The sequence below is a fragment of the Streptococcus sp. C300 genome (assembly GCF_000187645.1).
Lineage (GTDB): Bacteria > Bacillota > Bacilli > Lactobacillales > Streptococcaceae > Streptococcus > Streptococcus oralis_CQ.
Genome location: NZ_GL732466.1, coordinates 683,658 through 701,191 on the forward strand (window position 1 = coordinate 683,658; position 17,534 = coordinate 701,191).

Annotated in this window: 11 protein-coding genes; 2 read left to right on the forward strand and 9 right to left on the reverse strand. The window is 41.2% G+C overall.

From position 1 onward, the window contains the following. Nucleotides 1-28 precede the first annotated feature (28 nt). Nucleotides 29-1,639, reverse strand: a complete 1,611-nt coding sequence (locus tag HMPREF0849_RS03245) for a glycoside hydrolase family 13 protein (protein WP_001156805.1) — start codon at nt 1,637-1,639, stop codon at nt 29-31. A gap of 152 nt (nt 1,640-1,791) precedes the next feature. Here HMPREF0849_RS03245 and HMPREF0849_RS03250 point away from each other — a divergent pair, with 152 nt between their 5' ends. Continuing rightward, on the forward strand, nt 1,792-3,276 hold the full coding sequence (locus HMPREF0849_RS03250; RefSeq protein ID WP_000743634.1) for a DUF1846 domain-containing protein: 1,485 nt from the start codon (nt 1,792-1,794) through the stop codon (nt 3,274-3,276). Nucleotides 3,277-3,409: 133 nt separating this feature from the next. On the opposite strand, the gene HMPREF0849_RS03255 is transcribed toward HMPREF0849_RS03250, so the two are convergent. From HMPREF0849_RS03255 to HMPREF0849_RS03275, 5 genes are read right to left on the reverse strand one after another with little or no spacing between them, the layout of a single operon-like run. Further along, nucleotides 3,410-4,441 carry a sensor histidine kinase gene (locus HMPREF0849_RS03255; protein ID WP_001007876.1) on the reverse strand — a complete coding sequence of 344 codons (1,032 nt, stop codon included), beginning with the start codon at nt 4,439-4,441 and terminating at the stop codon, nt 3,410-3,412. Continuing rightward, on the reverse strand, nt 4,408-5,106 hold the full coding sequence (locus HMPREF0849_RS03260) for a response regulator transcription factor (RefSeq protein ID WP_000404920.1): 699 nt from the start codon (nt 5,104-5,106) through the stop codon (nt 4,408-4,410). The genes HMPREF0849_RS03255 and HMPREF0849_RS03260 overlap by 34 nt, the downstream gene beginning before the upstream one ends. A gap of 12 nt (nt 5,107-5,118) precedes the next feature. Beyond that, a complete protein-coding gene (locus tag HMPREF0849_RS03265; RefSeq protein ID WP_000588279.1) occupies nt 5,119-5,841 on the reverse strand; it encodes a hypothetical protein in 723 nt (240 codons plus the stop codon). Next, a complete protein-coding gene (locus tag HMPREF0849_RS03270; RefSeq protein ID WP_000665373.1) occupies nt 5,841-6,629 on the reverse strand; it encodes a lantibiotic ABC transporter permease in 789 nt (262 codons plus the stop codon). The genes HMPREF0849_RS03265 and HMPREF0849_RS03270 overlap by 1 nt, the downstream gene beginning before the upstream one ends. 1 nt (nt 6,630) lies before the next feature. Next, nucleotides 6,631-7,338, reverse strand: coding sequence for an ABC transporter ATP-binding protein (locus HMPREF0849_RS03275; RefSeq protein ID WP_000400162.1), 708 nt, complete (start codon nt 7,336-7,338; stop codon nt 6,631-6,633). Between the two features lie 295 nt (nt 7,339-7,633). Here HMPREF0849_RS03275 and HMPREF0849_RS03280 point away from each other — a divergent pair, with 295 nt between their 5' ends. Continuing rightward, the gene (locus HMPREF0849_RS03280; protein WP_000032557.1) at nt 7,634-8,116 is read left to right on the forward strand and encodes an S-ribosylhomocysteine lyase; all 483 of its coding nucleotides are present in this window, start codon (nt 7,634-7,636) and stop codon (nt 8,114-8,116) included. A 60-nt stretch (nt 8,117-8,176) separates the two neighbouring features. On the opposite strand, the gene HMPREF0849_RS03285 is transcribed toward HMPREF0849_RS03280, so the two are convergent. From HMPREF0849_RS03285 to pflB, 3 genes are all read right to left on the reverse strand, one after another. Then, on the reverse strand, nt 8,177-10,282 hold the full coding sequence (locus HMPREF0849_RS03285) for an ATP-dependent Clp protease ATP-binding subunit (protein WP_001063421.1): 2,106 nt from the start codon (nt 10,280-10,282) through the stop codon (nt 8,177-8,179). Nucleotides 10,283-10,734: 452 nt separating this feature from the next. Continuing rightward, nucleotides 10,735-14,808 carry a Spy0128 family protein gene (locus tag HMPREF0849_RS03290; protein ID WP_000045541.1) on the reverse strand — a complete coding sequence of 1,358 codons (4,074 nt, stop codon included), beginning with the start codon at nt 14,806-14,808 and terminating at the stop codon, nt 10,735-10,737. Between the two features lie 320 nt (nt 14,809-15,128). After that, complete coding sequence (gene pflB / locus HMPREF0849_RS03295; protein WP_000260621.1) at nt 15,129-17,444, reverse strand: formate C-acetyltransferase; 2,316 nt, start codon at nt 17,442-17,444, stop codon at nt 15,129-15,131. Nucleotides 17,445-17,534 lie beyond the last annotated feature (90 nt).

The window sequence follows — 17,534 nt, forward strand, 5'->3', positions numbered from 1 at the left end:
AGCATCAAAGGCTTGAGGTTCACTTATTTTAATCCGTTAGTTCCACACAGAAAGCATCCCATGGCTCTAAGGTCTGTTTTTCAACTGCTTCTTTAGCAGTAGTGTTCTCAATCAAGACAGATTTGACTTTTCCTCCTACCGAAAAATCTTGTTTTTCATTGGACAAGTTAGCCACAACTAGGAAGCGGCGCTCACCGTCCTTACGGATATAAGCAAAAACCTTATCAGCCGTATCAAGCAATTCAAAGTCAGCGCGAATCAGCCAACTGTTTTCCTTACGGATTTGAACGAGTTTTTGATAAGTATAGAAAATAGAATCTGGATTTGCCAGTGCTTCTTGAACGTTGATTTCTTCATAGTTTGGATTAACTGCTAACCAAGGTTGACCTGTTGAGAAGCCAGCGTTTTTACTCTCATCCCACTGCATCGGAGTACGGGCATTATCACGACCGATGACACGGATGCTGTCCATGATTTCTTCCATAGAAACACCTTTTTCAAGAGCTTCACGCGCATAGTTGAGGGATTCTATATCTTCTACTTGGTCCAGTGTTTCAAATGGATAGTTGGTCATCCCAATCTCCTCACCTTGGTAGATATAAGGCGTCCCTCTCATGAGATGAAGTAAGATTGCAAAGGCTTTAGCAGATTTTTCACGGTATTCTTGGTCATTTCCCCAGATAGAGACGATGCGAGGAAGGTCATGATTGTTCCAGAAGAGGGAATTCCAGCCGTCTTCAACTCCTAACTCTGTCTGCCATTTGTTAAAAATCTCTTTTAACTTCCCTACATTTAACTCTTTTTGGTAGTGCCACTTAGGTTGCCCTTCCTGATATTGAAGACAGATATGTTCAAACTGGAAGACCATAGACAATTCTTGTCCCTTTGGATCCGAGTAGAGTTTAGCAATCTCTGGCGTTGCTCCCCAAGTTTCTCCCACCGTCAAGAGATCTTTATCCCCAAAAGTTGCCTGATTCATTTCCTTGAGATAGGGATGGAGCATGGGACCATTATTGACTACCTTCTCATCAGGAATTTTCCCAATCATGTCAATAACATCCATACGGAAACCACCAATTCCTTTATCAATCCAAAAGTTCATCATCTCATAAATTTTCTGGCGAAGTTTTTCATTCTCCCAGTTGAGATCAGGCTGTTTCTTACTGAAAAAGTGAAGATAGTATTGACCTGACTTTTCATCGTATTCCCAAGCAGACCCACTAAAGATAGAATCCAAATCATTGGGCTCATCGCGCCAGATATAGTAGTCACGCTCAGGACTACCAGGATTCTCACAGGCCTCGACAAACCAGGCGTGTTCATCTGAGGTATGATTGACCACCAAGTCCATGATAATTCGGATATCACGCTTCTTAGATTCTGTGATGAGTTGGTCCATGTCCTCCATGGTTCCGAAAATAGCTGCAATCGCTTGATAATCAGCAATATCGTAGCCATTATCATCCATAGGGCTATCATAAACAGGAGAAAGCCAAATCGCTGTGATTCCTAACTTGGCTAGATAGTCCAACTTACTAGTAATTCCTGGCAAATCGCCAATTCCATCTCCATTACTATCCATGAAGCTCTTAGGATAGACTTGATAGACTACGGCATTGTGCCACCATTTTTCTTGCATCTGTTTACCTCATTATTTTCATAATCTATAGTCTATGATAGCGCTTTTTAAAACTTAGTGCAAGCGTTTGCCTAATCTTTTTGATTTCTTTTTTAGCTCCATAGTTTCCTAACTCCCAATTTTTTATTATAATAGAGGTCAGAGGTAAAAAAATGAAAAAACAAGCTTTTAGTTCTGAACAATATTTGAATCTACAACGCAACCATATTTTGGAGCGCATCAACCAATTTGACGGCAAGCTTTATTTGGAATTCGGGGGCAAGATGTTGGAAGACTTCCACGCTGCACGCGTCCTTCCTGGCTATGAACCTGACAACAAAATCAGACTTTTGCAGGAGTTGAAGGAGCAAGTTGAAGTTGTGATTGCCATTAACGCTAGCAACATTGAACATTCCAAAGCACGTGGCGATCTAGGTATTTCTTATGACCAAGAAGTTCTTCGTTTGATTGACAAATTCAATGAGCTGGGAATTTTTGTTGGTTCGGTTGTCATCACACAATACGCTGGCCAACCAGCTGCAGATGCCTTCCGCAACCAGTTAGATAAAAACGGGATTGATTCCTATCTTCATTATCCAATCAAAGGATACCCGACTGATATGGACCACATCATTTCTCCAGAAGGTATGGGGAAAAACGACTATATCAAAACCAGTCGCAACTTGATTGTCGTAACCGCTCCTGGACCTGGTTCTGGAAAATTGGCAACTTGTATGTCCAATATGTACCATGACCAACTCAATGGCATCAAGTCTGGTTACGCTAAGTTTGAAACCTTCCCAGTTTGGAATCTTCCCCTTCATCATCCGGTCAATTTGGCCTACGAGGCTGCAACTGCAGACCTTGATGATGTCAATATGATTGACCCTTTCCATCTTCAAACCTACGGAGAAACAACGGTCAATTACAACCGTGATATCGAAATCTTCCCAGTGCTAAAACGTATGTTGGAACGTATCCTAGGTGAATCTCCATACGCTTCACCAACAGACATGGGTGTCAACATGGTTGGTTTCGCTATTACAGATGATGAAGCTGCTGTCGAAGCTTCTAAACAAGAAATCATCCGTCGCTACTATCAAACTGTTCTTGATTTTAAAGCTGAAAAAGTCGGAGAAACTGCTGTCAAGAAGATTGAACTTCTCATGAACGACCTCGGCATCACACCTGCAGACCGTAAGGTTGCTGTCGCTGCACGCCAAAAAGCAGAAGAAACTGGTGGCCCTGCTCTAGCCCTTGAATTGCCAAATGGAGAAATTGTCACTGGTAAAAACTCTGAACTCTTTGGTCCTACAGCTGCTGCCTTGATCAATGCCATCAAAAAATCAGCTAACATCGCTAAGGAAGTAAAATTAATCGAGCCTGAAGTCGTCAAACCAATTCAAGGTCTTAAAATCAATCATCTCGGTAGTCGCAATCCTCGCCTCCACTCAAATGAAATCCTGATTGCACTTGCAATCACAGCTATGGAAAATCCTGATGCTGCGCGTGCCATGGAAGAACTTGGGAATCTCAAAGGAAGCGAAGCTCATTCAACCATCATCTTGACCGATGAAGACAAGAACGTCCTTCGCAAGCTAGGCATCAACGTAACCTTTGACCCATACTACCAATACGATCGCTTGTATCGGAAGTAATTAAACGAGGCTGGACAAAACTCAATTTGAGAGAAAAATCTAGTAAATCTTTACATAATAAAAAAATCAAACGCATAATATCAAGTCTTTTGGACACTTGGTATTATGCGTTTTTATGATTTTCCATTCTCATTTATTTCAATGAAATTGTCAACTCGACAGAGGCTCCTCCTTGGTCTGGATTGAGCAGGGTCAGACGACCACCATGCAAGAGAGCTACCTGCTTAGAAAAGGCTAAGCCGATACCATGATGGGGATTAGTTGAATTGCGGCTTTGGTCACTCTGGTAAAAGAGCAGTTCTGCTCCCAGCAGCATCTCCTCAGAAAATGCAGGGCCATTGTTCCAGATAGCAAAAACCAACTGGTCCTGCTGCACTGATACCGTTAGCTTGACTTCCTTTTGGTCCTGATTAGCATGTTCAAGCGCATTCAGTAAGATATTGAGCAAAGCCCGCTTGAGATAGTCCAAATGAATGGACAATCTCAAGCTAAGATCACAATCTTCTTGGAGATAAAAATGATAGCTTTCCTGTTTGCTGAACAGTGCCCAATCATCCTGTAGATAAGCCAAAAAATCCCCTAAGGAAAGCTGAATGAACTGATTAGAATCAATCTGAAAAGTCTTAGCGTAATCAATCAAAGAGCCACAATACTCTTCCATCTTGTGACTGGCCTGCAAAATCTCAGAAGCATAGTCTGCCTGTGGCTGGCCTAACTGCGCCAATTCCAAGAGTTCAGCATTCCCCTTAATTACAGTTAGGGGCGTCTTCAAATCGTGCGATGTCGCTGATAGCTGTAAAATCAACTCCTGATTATGCTGCTGCTCTCTTTCTAGAAGATGAGCATTTTCTTGGTGGCTGCTCCGTAAATCGCTATAAACTTCTAGCATTTCCTCAATCCGAAAAAGCTGACTTTGATTTTCTTCTAAAAGCTTCTCGCACTTTAGCATTTTTATTTCCCTGTCGATTTTTCGGAGCAATTTCAAAATATGATAAAAAGTAATCAGCAGCAAGCTCCCTGCCCAGAAGAACAAGGTGAAAAGAACGTAATCACTTCCTTGCGTAAATTCATAGCCTATAAGCACAAAAATCAAAACATGAAAAAAGACGATTTTCAAGCTAGTTGTCCAGACTAGGCTTTTGAAATTTCGGGTTCTAATTGCCATCTATAGCCTACTCCTCTCACTGTTGCGATTGCTTGCAGCCCTTCTTGTTTGCATTTTTGGCGAATCTGATATACGTATTCTGAGATGGAGCGAAGCTGTGTTTCTGAGCTTTCTGGGTAAAGCAAGGTATGCAGGCGTTCAGCTGAAAAGGTCTGCTTGGGATTGCTAGCTAGTAAATGCAGCAACTTAAACTCTCGCTCTGAAAATTTCAAGACTTTACCAAAATAGGCAACTTCATAGCGCTCTGGATAAAATTGACAAGAAGCAATTTCAGAATATCGCTCCTCCCGTCTTTCCTCCCGCCGAAGATGAGCTCTGACACGCGCCAGCAATTCTTTGGTCCCAAAAGGCTTGACAATATAGTCATCTGCTCCGCGAAAGAGCCCTTCCACCTTGTCCGCCTCTAACTCCTTAGCTGTCAGAAAGATAATTGGACACGAAAGATGAGGACGAATGTAGGAACACAGCTCAAAACCATTAACAGGCTCCATCATCACATCTAGCAGAATCAAATCATATCCTACAAAATCCGTCAGCTCGAGCTCTTCTATCCGATCAAGCGTCGTCACGTCATAAGCATCTAGCTCTAGGACGTTTTTCACCAGCTTTAAAATGCTCCGGTCGTCATCAACCACCAAAATACGATACTGTCTCATGATTTCCATTATAGCATACCTCTAGCGAACATCTCGTTTCAAGGTCAAGAATATAGCAGAGCTCCAAATCAAAGCTAGCCAGAACAGCTGTATTCCCAACCCTGATAGATCTATTGAATGCTGAAGCCCTTCATACTCAAAAAGATTTAGCGTAGCCAGATCGGGCAGGTACTTTGCTTCTTTGATAAAAGTTGTCAATAAACGGCTAAGACCAATCAAGAGAGGAAATAGCACCGACACCGGCACAACCCAAGATTGAAAGAGCAAAGCGAGACCAGCAGCTAAAAGAGCCAGAAAAAGATTGCTGAGAAGACCAAAAGAGCTGTAATAGAGGAATTTCCCCAGTAAGGGCCAGCTAAAGTCTAGGTCAAATCGAGCCAGCATAACAAAGAAACAGCTGCCTATCATGACACTGTAGAGAACCAAGAGCAGAACGGCCAGAAAAAGGAATTTCCCAGCCAACCAAGCCTTTCTATTTGATACGGTTAGAAAATTCGTTCGCATCCCAGACTTGACAAACTCCTGGGCAAAATAGAGGGAAGTAAAGATGACGATGACAGGCTGCGCCAGATAGAGAGCATGCAAAGCTTCACTCAGAGCCTTTGTCTGGCCAACTGCTGTCTGACTGTAGTCAAGATTCATCAGAAAAAAAGGAACGACTACCAGAGCCACCAAGGCGACACCAAGAACGAGATAGTAAGAACGAAACTTAATCCATTCACTTTTAAGCAGAGCTTTTATCATCAGTAGCGTCCTCCTAAATCCGTCTTCAAAAAGCGCAGAGAGGCCATGACGCCGATGACTAGCAACCATACGCTTAGTATCAAGAGTCCTTGCAAGGGATTGTTGGCATATTGGGAAGTCGGCGTTGCAACAAATAACTCTCCTGCGGGCTGTGGCAGATAAGCACCCCAACTCGTATGAGCTGCCAGGTAGTTTCCCAGATTATAGAGCTGGGGCACAAGAAAGAGTAAGGGAAGCAACATCGTCCGCCCAAGCAATCCCAATAAAAAGGACAAGAGACCTAGCAATGCAGTAGCTAGTGCCTTCCATAAAAGATGACTCCAGGCAGCTTGATTAAGTAAAATTGGATGTAGCCCTTCTTTTCCTAAAGCCAAGTGCATGACAATATAGCTCAAATAAATGGATAACAAGCTAATGATGAGTGAAAACAAACCAAAGGTCAATATTTTCCCCATAAGTAGCTTCAAGCGGTTATTACAAGCCAATAGACTGGTTCGCAAGCTATGAGACTGAAATTCCGTTGCTCCCAAAATTCCAGATAAGATGACTAAAACCATACCACCCATAGAAGCGCCATTAAGACCTAGATATTCAAGCGGATCAATAGCTTCTGCCAGACCGGGAACCGTCTCAGGGGTCGCATCTAAACCGATAGACAGATACTGACGTCCCTCTAGCCATGACACAACAGGTACCAATAACAGCATAAAGACCACACTTACCCTGAAAGCCTTGGTTGATTGGATTTTCAACCACTCTGAATGCAATAAGGACATCGTTTCTTTCATCTTAAACCTCCTCTGTTAAGTCGAAGAAGAGCTCTTCTAAACTATCTGTTCCTTGTAATACATCTTCTAGCGTTCCCTGTTCGATAATTTGCCCATGATGAATCAAGACTACATCATCTGTTACCATTTGTACCTCAGACAGAATATGAGAGGATAGAAGGACGGTTTTCCCTAAATCAGCCTGCTGGCGAATAAACCTTCTAAACCACTTAATCCCACTTGGATCCAGTCCATTGGTCGGCTCATCTAATATTAAAAACTGGGGATCACCTAGTAAAGCTACTGCCAAACCCAACCGCTGACCTTCCCCCAGAGACAGGCTTGATAAGAAATCCTTTTTCTTATGAGCGATCCCAGTCATATCCAATACCTCATCAATCCGAAACTTCGGAATAGCATTACTTGCAGCAATAATATGCAGATGGTCGTAAACCTTTCTATTTGGCAGACCTCCAATACCGTCAAAAGCTGCACCTACTGTTTTGAGAGGATAAATCATTGACTGATAGGTTTGCCCATCAAAAGTCGCAGTTCCTGCTGTCGCCCGATCTAAGCCCAAGAGAATCCTCAAGGTCGAGCTTTTTCCTGCACCATTATGTCCTAGAAAAGCCGTAATGCGACCACTCCTAGCTGTAAAAGAAATATCCTTTAAAATTTGCTTGTCTCCATATTTTTTAGAAACACGATCAATTTTTACAATATGTTCCATACTGAACTCCTTTGTCTTTATTTTCTCCAGTATACCCAATCTAGTTCAGAATTAGTTCAGAGATTAAACAGAAATTTCAGAAAAAGTTGATCCAATTTTCAAAATTCACCTTAGTTCCACTAGAAAAACTAAACTTTTCTTTCACAAGGTATTCTTCTCTCCATTCTTTCTTTATAATTCTGAGGTTTATGTATAGAGACTTTATTATCATTCTAGTACCAAAAAGTCATTTATCAAACTCCATCAACAGCACCCTTTATGTTATAATGAAAGAAGAAAACTGAAAGGAACTACCATGTCAAAAGAAGTTATTGTTGAAAGTTTTGAACTTGACCACACCATTGTTAAAGCCCCCTATGTTCGCTTGATTGGGGAAGAAACCGGACCAAAGGGAGATGTCATCTCCAACTTTGATATTCGCTTGGTACAGCCAAATGAGGACTCTATCCCTACTGCTGGGCTTCACACTATCGAACACCTCTTGGCAAAACTCATCCGTACCCGCATTGACGGCATGATTGACTGTTCGCCATTTGGCTGCCGTACAGGTTTTCACATGATTATGTGGGGACGTCATACCAGTGCTGAAATTGCTGCTGTTATCAAGGATTCACTCAAGGAAATCGCTGAAACCACTACTTGGGAAGATGTTCCTGGAACAACCATCGAATCTTGCGGAAACTACAAGGACCACAGCCTCTTTTCTGCTAAAGAATGGGCGAAACTCATCCTAGAACAAGGAATTTCAGATGATGCCTTTGAGCGCCATGTCATCTAAACACAAAAAGGAACCAGCTTTTTAGCTAGTTCCTTCTTTTTTTATTCTCAAAATCTTGAGTTAGGCTTTTTCACGAATAACCAAAACGCCATCTTCCATATCTGCTTCCAAATGTTTGGCATCTAGATGATCCAAGTGGAAATCTGTTACCTTATCACGAATTTGTTGTTCCACCACGCGACGGAGAGGGCGAACACCCATAACTTCGTCATAACCTTCTTCTGTGATAAAGTCTTTAGCTGCTTGGCCGACTTCCAAATCAATGTCTTTCTTAGCCAAGGTTTGGTTGACTTCCGCCAACATCAAGTCCACAATCTTAGAAAGGTCTTCCTTATTCAAGTGTGAGAATTCGATAACTGCGTTAAAGCGGTTAAGGAACTCTGGGCGGAAGAATGGTTTCAAACGATCCATCAATTCTGGCTTATCCGCATCTTCTGTCAAGTTGGCTTCATAGCCAAATCCAGCATTTGATGTCGCGATAATGACTGTGTTCTTGAAGTTCACTGTATTTCCTTGACCATCAGTCAAACGACCATCATCCAAGACTTGGAGGAGAAGGGTAATGACTTGAGGATCAGCCTTTTCAATTTCGTCCAAGAGAATGATAGAGTATGGATTGCGACGAACACGTTCTGTCAAGGTATTGCTATTGTCATCATAACCCACATAACCTGCTGTTGTACCGATCAATTTAGAAACGGCTGTGCGGTCACTGTATTCAGACATATCCAAGCGGATAATCGCATCCTTGGTACCAAACATATCGAGCGCCAATTGCTTAGCAAGCTCCGTCTTACCAACTCCAGTAGGCCCTACAAAGAGGAAGCTACCGATTGGGCGATTGCCTTCATCAAAACCAGCGCGGTTACGACGGATAGCACGAGCCACTGCTTCTACTGCCTTATCTTGGCCGATTACCTTGTGTTCCAAGCGATGAGCCATATCTTTCAAACGTTCGATGTCTGACGCTCCCATTTGTGACACTGGAATACCTGTCATTCGTTCCACAGACTCAGCCACATCGTTGATGCTTGCAGTCACTTTCATGTCTTCTGTGTGGTTTGCGACTTTTTTCTCTAATTCAGCAATGCGTGTCTTAGCATTAAGAGCTGCTTCAAAGTCTTCTGCCTCAACTGCTTTTTCTTGCTTGTCTTTTTCTGCCTCAATCTCCCGTTCAACAGCATGCACATCTGTTACAGGATGTTGAGCTGCCAAGTGAGCAGCCGTTACGTCCACAAGGTCAATAGCCTTATCTGGCAAGCTACGTTGAGGAATGTATTGGATAGAATAATCCACCGCTGCTTTCAAGACTTCGTCTGGCAAGATGACATTGTGGTGTTGTTGATAGAGGTCACGAATCCCTTGAAGGATTTTAAAGGTATCCTCTGCTGAAGGAGCATTGACCTTAACTTCGTTGAAACGACGAGCAAGTGCTGCATTTTTCAAGATGGTATTACGGTATTCGTCTTGAGTCGTTGCCCCAATAACAGTCAACTCACCACGAGAGAGAGCTGGCTTGAGAATGTCCGCAAGCCCTTTAGATCCACTGTCTCCACCAGTGCTACCAGCACCGAGAATTTGGTGAATTTCATCAAAGAAGAGGATAATATTCCCTGCTTCTTTCACTTCATTGACTAGATTTTGAACGTTTTCTTCAAAGCTGCCACGGTATTGAGTACCAGCTTCAAGACCTGAGATATCAATAGAAATAATTTCCTTATTCTTGATGGCAGCTGGAACATCTCCATTCACAATCGCTTGTGCCAAGCCTTCGACAACGGCTGTCTTACCAACACCTGCATCTCCGACCAGAACAGGATTATTTTTCGTACGACGTGAGAGGATTTCAGATGTTTCTTGAATTTCCTTGTTTCGTCCGATAACAGGATCCAACTTGCCCTCACGAGCTTCCGCTGTCAAGTTACGACCTAGTTTAGCAAGGACACCGTCTTGTTTCATACCTGAAGCCTGTTGTTGCATTTGTCCATCAACTTCTGCATTACCTGGCAATTGACCAGTTGCACGATAGTGAGCAAATTCCTCAGGTGTCACTTCACGTCCATTAATCAGGTAGCGACGATTTTCAGAACTATATCCTCGCATACCACCCATCAATTGGTTAAATAAATCATCCATGTTGTTAAAGTTATTAAAGTTGTTGTTCATATTCTTTACCTCGTTTATTCTTAATTATATGCGATCTCTGATATTGACTATCTTTGACCTTTGTTTTAAAAATTTTAGACTAGCTAACTAGCTACCCTACGTATAATTTCTGGTTTTTCTTTCTTAAATAAGCCTTTTATCATCTTTTTTTCAAAGTCTGTTAGATTTAACATAGGCCTCACCCCTTTCTAGGGTATCTATCGTACATTTTCAAGAAATAGAATCATTGAAAATGAAGTTTTCTAAGGAATTCATTTTCCTTATGTTCCTACTATACCACTTTGGTCAGTAAAAGTCAATAGCATTTTGACCAAATTTGACTATTTTTTAAAAAAATTTTTTGAAGTACAAAAAAGCCCCTAGAAAACGAATTTTCTAGAGACTTTCTCTATCAAGTTTAAGAGAGAAGAAATATTCTCACTTACCAAGTTTCATGTTTCTTCTACAAAAGCTTAAGCTTTGCGTTTTACGAAGAATACCAATCCACTCAATGCCAAGACTACAAATCCAAGCGCAGAAAGGATAGAGGTTGCTTCCCCTGTGTTTGGAAGTTCAGCTTTACCTTTAGTCTCAGTAGCTGGAGGTGCTGGTTTTGGATCCTCTTTTTGTCCTGGATCAGTTGGTTCTGTTCCTGGAGTTGGATTTGTTCCTGGATTATTTGGCGTTGGATCTGGTGTTGGTGCTGGATCTGGCGTTGTTCCTGGATTATTTGGAGCTGGATTTGGATTTGGTTCTGGTATTGGTGTTGGAACAGTGTATTTATTTGTAAATACAACTTCTTTACCATCGGTATACGAAACCTTTGCAGTCAAGAGACCTTGATCATCCGCAACTACAGTGACTGTTACGGTATGCTCAGTCTTATCGTATTCAATACCCTCTTCAGTACCAACTTTTTCAACCAAGGTATAAGTATGAGTACCTGCTTCTTCGAATGAACGAACAAAGGCTACTTTACCTTCGGCAGTATTCTTAGCTTCTGCTACAACTGCGCCTTTCTCTTTCAATTCGAAAGTATAAGCATCAGCCGCAAGTTCTTTACCTTCAAGTTTCTTAGTTGCTTCAATCGTAGCTTCTACCGCTGGTGCTTTGAAGCTATTCTTGAAGACACTACCTGCTGGATATTCAACAGCTGCCTTCAAGGCATTTGTTGCTGCATCTTTGGTTACTGTTACCTTTGCAGTCTTTTCTGTATCGTAAGTAATACCAGTTGCTCCAGCATTCACTTCTTTTACAGTATAAGTATGAACACCTTCTGCATCATAGTTGATTGTATTAAATGTTACTCTTCCACCTTGGTTTGTTTTTGTATCAATTAGTTTTGTACCTTCATACAATTCAAATTGGAATTCACCATCAACCAAAGTACGACCAGTCAATTCTTTCGTAAATTCAAGTGTTGCTGATGTAGCTGTTGGAGCTGGTGCTGTATAAGTGTTTGTGAAGACACGTTCTGTATCCGTATCTTCTACAGTCGCAACCAATCGGCCTTTACCATCATCCGCAACAGTGACGAACACTTCATACGCATTTTGATCATAAGTGATTGTTTTATCGTCACCAGCTTTTTCAGTAATAGTGTAAGCGTAATCGCCTGCTGCTGAGAAAGTGACGTTGAAGACAACTTCTCCTGAGGCAGTATTCTTAGCCGTAGCTACAAGATCTGAACCTTCTTTCAGTTCAAATGTGTAAGCATCAGCTTCAAGCGCTTTACCTTTCAAGACTTTCTTAGCTTTGATTGTAGCCTGTGCAGGTTCCGCTTTATAGTCATTAACGAAAACTGGTGTTTCACTTGTAACTGTCGCGACAAGTTGACCTTCGCCATTATCTTTCACTTCTACAGTTGCTGGATGTTCTGTTTTATCATAAGTTACACCAAGTTTATTGCCAACCTTTTCTGTAATAGTGTAGTTATATACTCCTGCTGTTGAATAGCTAATTTCAGAAAAACGAATCAATCCACCCGCAGCATTCTTTGCTGTCGCAACAACCTTGTCACCCTCTTTCAGTTCAAACTCAAACTCATCTATCTCTAGCTCTTTACCGTTCAAAACTTTTTTAGCTTCAATAGCAATTTTTGCTGGAGCTGCTTTATAAGTGTTGGTGAAGGTTGGGTTGTTACCTGCAACAGCCGCCTCAAGTTGACCTTGACCGTTATCTGTAACGTTTACTGTCACTTCATGTGTAGCAGTGTCGTATGTCACACCTGCTTCGCTACCTGCTTTTTCTGAGATAGTGTAAGTGTGGTCGCCTGCTTCATTGTATTCGATTTCTTTGAAAGTAACAGTACCGTCTGCAGCGTTTTTAGCTGTCGCAACGACTTTGTCACCTTCTTTAAGCTCGAATTCGTATTTATCAGCTTCAAGGGCTTTACCTTCCAAGACTTTCTTAGCTGTAATCGTTGCACTTGTTTTAGCTGCTTTATAAGTGTTGGTGAAGGTTGGGTTGTTACCTGTAACAGTTGCAACAAGTTGACCTTGGCCGTTATCTGTAACTTTTACCTTAACTTCGTGTTTAGCAGTATCGTATGTCACACCTTTTTCACTACCCGCTTTTTCAGTGATAGTGTAAGTGTAATCACCTGCTGTTTCGAACTCAATTTCTTTGAAAGTAACGGTGCCGTCTGCAGCGTTTTTAGCTGTCGCAACGACTTCTTCACCTTTTTTAAGTTCGAATTCGTATTTATCAGCTTCAAGTTCTTTACCGTTCAAGACTTTCTTAGCTGTGATAGTTTCTTTAGCTGGAGTTGCTTTATAAGTGTTAGTGAAAGTTGGTTCTGCAGATGTGACAGTTGCTGTTAAAACTCCACTTTGGAAAGTTGCTGCTACAGTAACTTCCTTGGCTTCTGTATCAAATGTAACGCCTGCAACTGCTGTTGAAGTGTCCTCTTTGATGATGTAGTGATAAGTTCCCGCACCTTTTACTTGGAGATTCTCAAAGGTAATCGTTCCATCAGCTTTTGATTTTGCTGTGGCTACAGGGTCCTTCAAGTTCTCTGCAGAAAATAGGTTAAAGGTAAACTCATCCGCTTTTGGAAGTTTATCTGTACGTCCTTCTACTACTTTCTTAGCCGTCACATTGAATACAGCTGGAACAGGTTCATCTTTAAGATGAATAGTAGAACCCGCAGCACCGAGTTTAACTGTATACTCTTTTTCATCTAGTTTATAGCCTGATGGAGCAGTCTTCTCTTTGATCTTGAACGTTTTACCTTCCCATTTCTGATCATAAGTTTTCGTAAGCGCTACTCCTTTTTCATTCGTAGTCACTTCTGTTGTTTCACTTGCATCATCTGCTGCTGTCACAGTATATACTGCACCCGAAACTGGAGCAAGAGTGAAGGCATCAGTCTTATGAATCTTAATTTGGTAAGCAGTAGATGCTACAATCGTACCAGAAATCAAAGATGTCGCCTCAGCTGTCATATCAAGGGCTCCCGGACGACTTGTATTCTGTGCTAATTTAGTCCCGTCAGCCAATGACAGAGCAACCCTATTTCCTACTTTACTTCCATCATTAGGAGTTGTTGTGTTATAAGATACTATATAAGAGGTCGTTCCATCTTTAAAAATGATATCGAATGAAGTATAGTTTTCGTTCCACGAAACGGTATAGTCTTTTCCCTCCGTTAACAATACTGCATCATCTGGAACAGCAGAAGTCCCAACAGTGATATTTGCCTTATAAACTTTTAGAGTCTCAGGAATATACTGTGCAGGAGTGTAACTAGTATCATCATTTGGTATAGTATCATGTAATACAATATTTTGTCCTAAGTCTTGTTTCTCTGTATTTACACGTACACGCCAGGTAGACCATGCATCTCCCTTGCTAACCGATCCAATCTCAGCCAGTTTTGGAGAGTTCCAATTTTCAAGGGCAGCACGACCCCCAATTTTAGCATAATTTTCAGTACCAACTTTGGGACCATCGATTGTTTTTGATGAATAAATGTGAGTCACTTCTTGCTTTAATGAGGATGAATTAAAGTTAATGCGGGTTTTATTCTGATCCTTTAAGAATCTAAAAGAAACAGAAAAATTCCCTGACACATCCTTTACCTTATCTCCACCAGTTTTCTCTAGATATTTATCCAAGTTTTTCAAGGTGATTTTTGCTTTCCCACCTTGATCAGTACCATTTGAAGTCACTTCTGCTTCTCCAATAGTAACTTTTGTTGTCGGATCAATTAAATCCTGACTCCCTTCATAAACTGCCATAGGAGCAGGTATATCAAAGGTAAAATAATCTCCATTATTCAGATGTTCATTATACTGTTTGAGATCAAAGGTCACGCGAAGCTTATATGCTAAATTCGTACGAAGCGAGAAATCTCCTTCCGAACTCACATTTTGCTTAGTATCTGAAGCATCTAATAGATCGATGCCTGTAATTACTTGTGTCAATTCTTTTGAAACAGGATTATCTGCTTTAACAATCCCTACCAAAACAGATGCTAGAGCTAAAATAGCAAAAGCTAACGCAGAAAATTTAGAAAGCATGTTTAACGCTTTGCTTTTCGACATTTCTTCTCCTCTTTTCTATATGAAATTTTTATTTCTAATCTCCCTAAGAGATTACATCATACCATTTTGACAACCCCTATCACTAACTAGAGCTTATCTGATATATTATAACATTTCAATACAATCTATTCAAGTATATTAACTTAAAAATACACGTATTTGCACCATTCTATAACCTAGCCATTCAATTTTGAACTATTTATATCGGTAAACTAATATAAATAATTTAATATATCTTATATCTATAATTAGGTCAATCTTTGATATTATAGAAAAAAGCCAGTCCTATAGACTAGCTTTCTTTTCATTCTAATTGAATCTTAGCTCAATGCATCATCCATTGAAAGAACTTCGTGGAAGACACGTTGTGTCAATTCAGTTTTTTGCTCTGGAGTGAGGTATTTAGTGTTTACACAGTATCCAGAGATACGTACGATAACGTCTTCACCTGACATGATCTTTTCGTAAACATCGTTCAAGTCCATAACGTTCAAGTTAACGTGTTGTCCACCGTTTTCGAAGTAACCATCAAGGATTGTTACCAAGTTATCAACTTGCTCGTCACGAGTCTTACCAAGAGCACGTGGAGAAACTTGTGTTGTCAATGAGATACCGTCAGCTGCGTAACCAAAGTCAAGGCTAGCAAGTGAGTTCAAGTTTTGCAACCATCCACCTTTAGCTTTGTTAGAAGGGTTAGCACCTGGTGAGAAGAATTCGAGTTTAGACAAGTTCACAGAACCATCTTCGTTGAGGTATACACCTTTGTGGACTGGTGAGTTACCAGTTTGTTTAGAGTAAGCAACGTTAGATGTGATGGTCAAAAGTGATACAGTAGCTTCTGCGTCTTTGTAAAGTTTATGGCTACGTAGACGAGTTGTGTAAGCTTCGATCAACCATTCAGCCAATTCGTTTGAACGAGGGTCATCTTCACCCCAACGTGGGTATTCACCGATTGTTTCGTAATCGTAGATGTAGCCATTTTCATCACGGATTGGTTTAACAGTAGCGTACTTGATAGCTGACAATGTATCAACAGTGTTAGCAAATCCACAGATACCGAATCCCATGTTAGCACGTTGTTTAGTTGGCAAGAAGGCCATTTGAACAGCTTCGTAGTTGTACTTGTCAGTCATGTAGTGGATGATGTTCAAAGCATCTACGTAAGTGTCAGTCAACCAGTCAAGAGATTTTTCAAAGTTGGCTTTAACTGATTCGAATTCAAGAACTTCGTCACGGATAGGATCGATGTCAAATACTTTGTAGTCTTTGTGAACATCGTCGTAACCACCGTTCAAACCAGTAAGAAGGGCTTTCAAAACGTTTACACGAGCACCGAAGTACTGGATGTTGTGGCGTTGATCTTCGTTTTCTGGGTCAAGTGGTGACACACAGCATGAGATACAGCTCATTTCTCCGTATCCGTCTTTAGCCATTGTTGTTACACCTTCGTATTGGATAGAAGAGTGTTTGTGGCTCATATGCATACAGTAGCGACGGAAGTTGTATGGTAATTTGTCAGTCCAAAGAACTGTCAAGTTTGGTTCTGGTGAGTTACCGATGTTGTCAAGAGTGTTCAAGAAACGGTAGTCCATCTTAGTAACACGGTGACGACCGTCGTTACCCATACCAGCCATAGAAGTTGTGATGAAGGTTGGATCACCTGAGTACAATTGGTCATAAGCTTTTGTACGAGCAAATTTAACTGTACGAAGTTTCATAACGAAATCATCAACGAACTCTTGGATTTCTGATTCAGTAAATGTACCACGAGCAAGGTCACGTTCTGCAAAGATATCCAATACGATTGGCACACGTCCTAGAGATGTAGCAGCACCATTGATAACACGGCAGACAGCCATGAAGGCGATGTTAACCCATTGGATAGCTTCTTTCGTGTTCATCGCTGGTTTGCGGACATCAACTCCGTAAAGGTCACCCAAGCGAACAACTTGTTGCAATGCTTGGTATTGAAGGTTTACTTCTTCACGAAGACGGATTGTTTCTTCATCAATTTCTTTGATCGCATTCCAGTCGTTTACTTTTTCTTGCATCAAGTAGTCTGCACCGTAAAGAGCAAGACGTGCGTAAACACCAATGATACGTCCACGTGAGTAGGCATCTGGAAGACCAGTTACAGTGTGAGCGTGACGAGCGCGACGAATGTTTGAAGTGTAGGCACGGAAGATACCGTCGTTAACTGTTGTTACGTATTTAGTGAAGATTTCGTGAACAGCTGGATCTGGTTCGTATCCATTTTCTTTCAAAGTAGTTTCAGCCATACGGATACCACCTTTTGGCATGAAGTTCAATTTGAAGAGTTCATCATTTTGGATACCAAAGATCACTTCGTTTTCTTTGTCGATAAATCCAGCAGGAATATCAGCAATAGATGTTGGACGAGTGTCCATTGGGAAACGAGTTTCTTCGTAGTGTGCTTTTGTTTCTTCTACGATTTTTTTGATGTGAAGTGAACGTTCTGTTGGTCCAGCAAGGAAACTTTCATCTCCATCATAAGGTGTGTAGTTAGCTTGAACGAAGCGAGAAATACTTGCTTTTTCTTTCCAATCTACGCCTTTGAAGCCTTCCCAAGCTTTATCAAAAATGTCTTGTGCTTCAACAACTGTCTTAACAACCATGTTAATGTCCTCTTTTTTCTAGTAACAGTCATCTGTTACATTCTTGAGACAAGTATACCATACAGTAACCGATTTCAACAAGAGAAAATC